This is a genomic window from Acinetobacter sp. KAM396, from assembly GCF_021602765.1.
Lineage (GTDB): Bacteria > Pseudomonadota > Gammaproteobacteria > Pseudomonadales > Moraxellaceae > Acinetobacter > Acinetobacter towneri_A.
On sequence record NZ_BPPH01000060.1, the window covers coordinates 1 to 5,372 of the forward strand.

Annotated in this window: 6 protein-coding genes; 1 reads left to right on the plus strand and 5 read right to left on the minus strand. The window is 34.7% G+C overall.

Translation table 11 applies throughout. The annotated features are described in order from the left end of the window. Nucleotides 1-307 precede the first annotated feature (307 nt). Nucleotides 308-1,960 carry a MobQ family relaxase gene (gene mobQ, locus L6C30_RS14130; RefSeq protein ID WP_018680086.1) on the minus strand — a complete coding sequence of 551 codons (1,653 nt, stop codon included), beginning with the start codon at nt 1,958-1,960 and terminating at the stop codon, nt 308-310. A gap of 211 nt (nt 1,961-2,171) precedes the next feature. Here mobQ and L6C30_RS14135 point away from each other — a divergent pair, with 211 nt between their 5' ends. Beyond that, nucleotides 2,172-2,474, plus strand: coding sequence for a hypothetical protein (locus tag L6C30_RS14135; protein ID WP_046128218.1), 303 nt, complete (start codon nt 2,172-2,174; stop codon nt 2,472-2,474). Nucleotides 2,475-2,491: 17 nt separating this feature from the next. On the opposite strand, the gene L6C30_RS14140 is transcribed toward L6C30_RS14135, so the two are convergent. From L6C30_RS14140 to L6C30_RS14155, 4 genes are all read right to left on the minus strand, one after another. Then, complete coding sequence (locus L6C30_RS14140; protein ID WP_016165572.1) at nt 2,492-3,049, minus strand: TetR/AcrR family transcriptional regulator; 558 nt, start codon at nt 3,047-3,049, stop codon at nt 2,492-2,494. Further along, nucleotides 3,050-3,394: an SMR family transporter gene (locus tag L6C30_RS14145; protein WP_087090658.1), complete on the minus strand. Its 345-nt coding sequence runs from the start codon at nt 3,392-3,394 to the stop codon at nt 3,050-3,052. 257 nt (nt 3,395-3,651) lie between these two features. Beyond that, nucleotides 3,652-3,939, minus strand: a complete 288-nt coding sequence (locus tag L6C30_RS14150) for a hypothetical protein (protein WP_004728627.1) — start codon at nt 3,937-3,939, stop codon at nt 3,652-3,654. After that, nucleotides 3,936-4,886 (minus strand): replication initiation protein, encoded by a 951-nt coding sequence (locus L6C30_RS14155; protein ID WP_004728629.1) that lies wholly within the window; start codon nt 4,884-4,886, stop codon nt 3,936-3,938. The genes L6C30_RS14150 and L6C30_RS14155 overlap by 4 nt, the downstream gene beginning before the upstream one ends. Between the last annotated feature and the right edge of the window lie 486 nt (nt 4,887-5,372).

The following is a 5,372-nucleotide window of genomic DNA, read 5'->3' on the forward strand; positions in this document are numbered from 1 at the left end:
TTTGCATATATGATCAAGGATTCAAAAAGCAAAACATGAATAATGCATTCGCTATGCTCATGCTTTTTGACGAGCAAAAGCATCAATACTTCGCTCGTAGACACTCGCTAATCACTGTCCCCAGTAATTCAATAAAAAACGGTTTTTCAGAGGGGGAATAAGCAACCTTTCGTTGTGTCGCTCGTAGACACTCGCTAAAAGGCTCTCATTTGCGTTCTAAGCGATTTTATTTTTATCAACTATAGTTTTACTGTATTTCTATCAAAAGTCGCTAAAACCCCCGTTTTTTTGCGCTTAAATGGGATTGCTAAGGCGTGTAGTCATGGTTATTGTCATTTTCTGGCTTTTTAGGCTCATTTCTCTGCTGTTTTTCTTGTTCTTGGCGTCTTAAAAATGCCAAATGTTCTTGTTGCTCTCGTTCTTGTGCATAGCGTTGTTCTTGTTGCTCTCGTTCTTTACGTAACTGCTGTTCTCTAGATTCACGATCTTTTCGGTCGTTTTCGAGCTGTATTGCTATTTTTTGGGAAAACTCTTGCTGCGCTTCGGTCTCAATTTTTTTTGTAAAAGCCGCATGCAATTCTTGGATTTTTAGATCTTCCATTTCTTCTGCATATAGTCGCTTTTGTTTTTCACCATTTTGAGGACTAAAGTATTTATTTCCATAGTTATCTTCTTCAAATATATAACTATTTATGATCTCCAGTCTTTGATCGCGTACATACTCTTGATACTCAGTTTCTCTGCGTGATATTTCAGAAATTTGATGATCTATATTTGAAATTTGATCATTAAGTTTTCGTTGTTTAACAGTGATGTTCGGTTCGTCAAGTTTTGCAAAAGACTTTTTAGGCTGGAGCAGCTGATTTTCTTCTGTCCATTTATTTAAATGATCAGAATATCTCTCTTTTTTTTCTATTTCACTAAGACCAGAAATATGCTTTTGGATGTCTAGTTGGGTGTTGTGTTGGTCGATCAGGTCATTTATTTGATTGATCCATTTTGTTTTAAAAAATAAAGGCTCTTTTTTGCGTAGTTCTGATATTGCAGAACTCATCGTGTCTAATTTTGTTGTTAATTTTGATAATTCTTCATTTTGGAATTCATAAAGTTTCTGAGAAGTTTTTTCTGAATACTCAGCTTGAGAGTATTGAAACTGAAGCTCACTTCGTACTTTTTGAACAAGATCCTCAGATACTTTGATGTTTTCATCCAGTGCGATGACCTTTTTGATTTTTAAATTACGTAGCTTAATTTCATCATTTTTCAGACTAATTTCTGTAAATATCCCTCGTCTCCGGAGGTATGTCGCTTGAGGACCTTCGTGCTGAGTTGCTTCTAGGTCACTTTCCTGGTCTTCATAACTTCTGTGATCGACACGTTCATCAAATCCATTTTGTTCCAGGTGATGATTGCATAACTCTGCAAATGATTCTCTCCAGTGGCTTACAGTTTCTGTGCCATTGTCACGACTGAAGTCCCTATATTTTTTTGCTGAAAAGCCACCCTGCTCATTAATACTTCGGGTTGTGAACATGATGTGTGCATGGTAGTTGCGTTCATCACTTCCACTGTCTGTATGAGGTGCATGAATAGCAGCATCAACGATGACACCGTATTTTTTAACGAGGTTTCGGCAAAGTTCATTGAGCATATTTTCACGCTGTTCAGCGTTTAACTCACTGGGAAATGCAATCTCAAACTCTCTTGCAAGTAATGCATCTTTTCTACGTTCAACCTTTTCGACTTCATTCCAAAGTGTTTGGCGCTTGAGTAACTCAGTATTTGTATTTTCAGGTGCATAGATTTTTGTAAATTCGACACCAGTTTTTCTTGTGTAGTCTTGTTCTTTTCCATAAAAATCGCATACCAATTTTTCACTTGAACGATATGCAGCACAAGCAACGGCCGATCGTCCATTACCTCTACTAATCGTTTTAACTGAAAAATGATATATCGCCATTTTGCTTTTGCTCTTTATTTCGATTTATCGAAATTACCAACATGTATATGTTGGTCAGGGGATTACAAAGGGGATTTACCCCTTGTCGCACCATTGGATGAAATCCAATGGCTAAGTGCGCCCTTCGGGAAAACCACGATAGCATGGGCTGTCTTGAATTTCAATTCAAACAGACCTATGCTTGAGGGGGATTCCTTGAGATGGTGATGGTATGAGTGTTGAAACTTTAGAGCAAAAAATTGCAAAGCAAGAAGAACGATTAAGACAACTAAAAGCACAAAAACAAGCTATTGCTGCTCGTGAAAAAAAGAAAAATTCTGATCGACAAAGAAAAGATGATACTAGACGTAAAATTCTACTGGGGGCTTGGGTTCTAAACAAACTGAAAAATGATGAATCTTTTAAGGGTCAACTAACCGATTTTGAAAAGTTTTTAAGCACGGAAAGTAAGACTGAAGAAAATAGGCAGAAAGATAAAGATCTTTTTAATGGATTTATTTGGGATAAGACCTAAATTTCGCATAAGAGATTTTATGTTAAATAGGTTCGATTAAGCAGATCGTCTTCTAATTTTGAACATTGCTCATCATCAATGACTCCGGTAATACTTTGTAGCCACAACCCATCTGCTGCTAAACGAAGTAACTCTAAATCAGGATGACTATCCGTTTCTGCATGTTGAGATAATCTATTTTTTAGCCATTCCATCCAAATTTTATTAAAGGTAGGCTCTGTGATCATAGTCATTGATAACGCTGACCAAGCAGAAACCACCCCATCTATTTGATGGATAAAAGAACTATGAATATAAGCTCGTGTGAATTTACCATATTCTGTTTGATCGCGTTTAATCAAGTATTCAACTGTTTGATCTAAATCAAGAATTATTTGATTGAACATTTCTTCTATCAAATTTTTTTTATTCGGGAAATGGTGAAATACCCCCCCTTTTGTTATACCTACTGCTGTAGCAATATTTTGAATAGAAACACCAGAAATACCCTTTTGAGAAACAAGAATAGTTGCCTGTTCAAGGATGCGCTTTCGAATAACCTCTGGTTGCTTCTTTTGTTGCCGAATTTCTTTCACTTAATGACCTGCTGATTGCGAAAATAAATTAATAATTATTACGCCAGATACGATAAAACCAATTCCAATTAAAGCAGGATTATCTAGTGTCTGTTTAAAAACAAAGTAGCTAACTACAGCAGTTAGAACAATCCCAACACCAGCCCATATAGCGTATGCGATACCTAAAGGGATTGTTTTAATAACTTGTGATAATAAATAAAATGCCGTGCTAAAAGAAATAAAGACCATCACGCTTGGAAAAAGTTTTGTAAACCCTTCCGATTTAACTAAAAAACTACTTCCAATCACTTCGGAAACTATTGCAAATCCAAGTAATACATAAGCGAGTAACACACTGTTCATAAGTAATCATACCTAAAATACCAATCGGAAGGTATGTTAAATTTTCAAAAAAAAATTATCAATAATTATTTTAGATTTTCTAAAATTAACATAATACACCTTATACGAAATACTGTTTTTTATTCGATATAAATCATAAACTTATACTAAGACGTTCCAGGGTTCAGCGCAATGGAACGGCTTTTTTGTGACTATTCACGTTCCACGCCTATTCTTTGATCAATGTTTCACGGTTTTAATTAAATAAACTGAATAATTCAATCTGCACGATTTAAGCGATTATCTTGAATAAGATCATCCAATTTATCTTCTAAATCTTCAATCTTATATTTGAGCGATAAAATAGAATTTTTTAAACGCTCATTTTCAGGAGCATCAGGATTTTTTAATTGATTAAAAATTTCTAATAATTCGTTGCGATTAGTGCTTAACCTTTCAATGTCACTTTCAATAGCCATTCTTGGTGTCCACAGAGCAAGTAAACTTTGCTCATAGTCTTTGAGTTCTTGATGGCTCATTGCATCTAATTCAGCTCTAGTTTTCATGGTTTAAAATCCGTCTTGCTATGAAGAGCTTTAAAAATCCGCTTTGCTGTTTCCTCTCTTACACTTTTCGGATCTCGTAAGATGCCACTAATCCAAAGGGCAAAACTAGGATAGTCCTGGAAGTTACTTAGGTCTGATAGCTCAGAAAGTTTAGATAAAATAGCACTGTACTTGTTAATTTGAGCATCAGACAGGTTGCAGAATATATCTATTGTTTTTGGATCTCGCTCAGGAGCTATTAATTTTGGCTTAGATTTTTCTTTCACAGTGAACTTAAAGCCGACAACAGAACGTCCTTTTTTAACTGGACTATAGTCAACTGTTACATCGGTAAATTCATTAATTTCATCTAATGAGCTCTTCAAAACTCTTCGTTTTAAGTTCCTCAAATCTCTATAAGATTCTGGTAAACCAAACTCTGTAAACATTTCATCTAGCGTTAATTCAAAGCCATTTTTTGCCTGATTTTTTTTCGCTAAATGGTAAAAGTCTATTGAGTAGTCTTTTTTTAATTTTAGAACTACATCTTTTTTATAACGAGTGTATGGATTGTATTTATCTAAAATTTTCAACATCACCAAAACAATAGATGTAAACCTTAAAGATATCCCTGCATCTTCATAAGTAGCATCAATTACCCAGTTAGAGTAGACCTTTTTCCCCCTATCATTAACGTATGAAAAGGACCGATCTACTAGTTTTTTTGACGCATTTTCAATTTGTTTATAAGCAGAATTGACTTTGATACCACAGTCATCAGCAAATTGTTGAGCAGATATTAAGATTTGATCTTGTTCACTTGCATCGATATTTCTAGCAATCGGAGAAGCCATAATTAAAATTCTTTTTTCATCTACAGACATGCTTTTAAAGCATTCAGTAACTTTGTTTTGAATAGCCATTGTTGTTACTGGATAAGATTTATCATAACTATTTTCTTTATTCATTCAGATATCAAACCTTATAAAAAATGAACATGATTTTTGTACCCTTATGAGAAAACAATGTACACCAATAAACATAAGGGTACAATAATTTATTTGTACCCTTTATCATGCTATTTGTACCCTTTAATCATGCTATTTGTACCCTTTTAAACGATAAAATCATGCTATTTGTACCCTTTATCATGCTATTTGTACCCTTTTAACGCTTGAAACTATTGCTGCATAAGGTTTTCAGAGGGTCTAAAAGCTTTTAAAAGCTTTTTAAAAGAATAAAAGGGAATTTATTTCCAAAGTGAGTTATTAAAACTGCCCTTGGTACTCGCTAAAGCTCGTACTCTATTGAAGCTCGTTTCACTCGCTTCGTGGGGGCAGTTTTTTGCATATATGATCAAGGATTCAAAAAGCAAAACATGAATAATGCATTCGCTATGCTCATGCTTTTTGACGAGCAAAAGCATCAATACTTCGCTCGTAGACACTCGCTAA

Coding starts and splice junctions, on each gene's coding strand:
- L6C30_RS14155 (WP_004728629.1), bottom strand. CDS start 4,886: ATGAATAAAGAAAATAGTTATGATAAATCTTATCCAGTAACAACAATG.
- L6C30_RS14145 (WP_087090658.1), bottom strand. CDS start 3,394: ATGAACAGTGTGTTACTCGCTTATGTATTACTTGGATTTGCAATAGTT.
- L6C30_RS14150 (WP_004728627.1), bottom strand. CDS start 3,939: ATGAAAACTAGAGCTGAATTAGATGCAATGAGCCATCAAGAACTCAAA.
- L6C30_RS14135 (WP_046128218.1), top strand. CDS start 2,172: ATGAGTGTTGAAACTTTAGAGCAAAAAATTGCAAAGCAAGAAGAACGA.
- mobQ (WP_018680086.1), bottom strand. CDS start 1,960: ATGGCGATATATCATTTTTCAGTTAAAACGATTAGTAGAGGTAATGGA.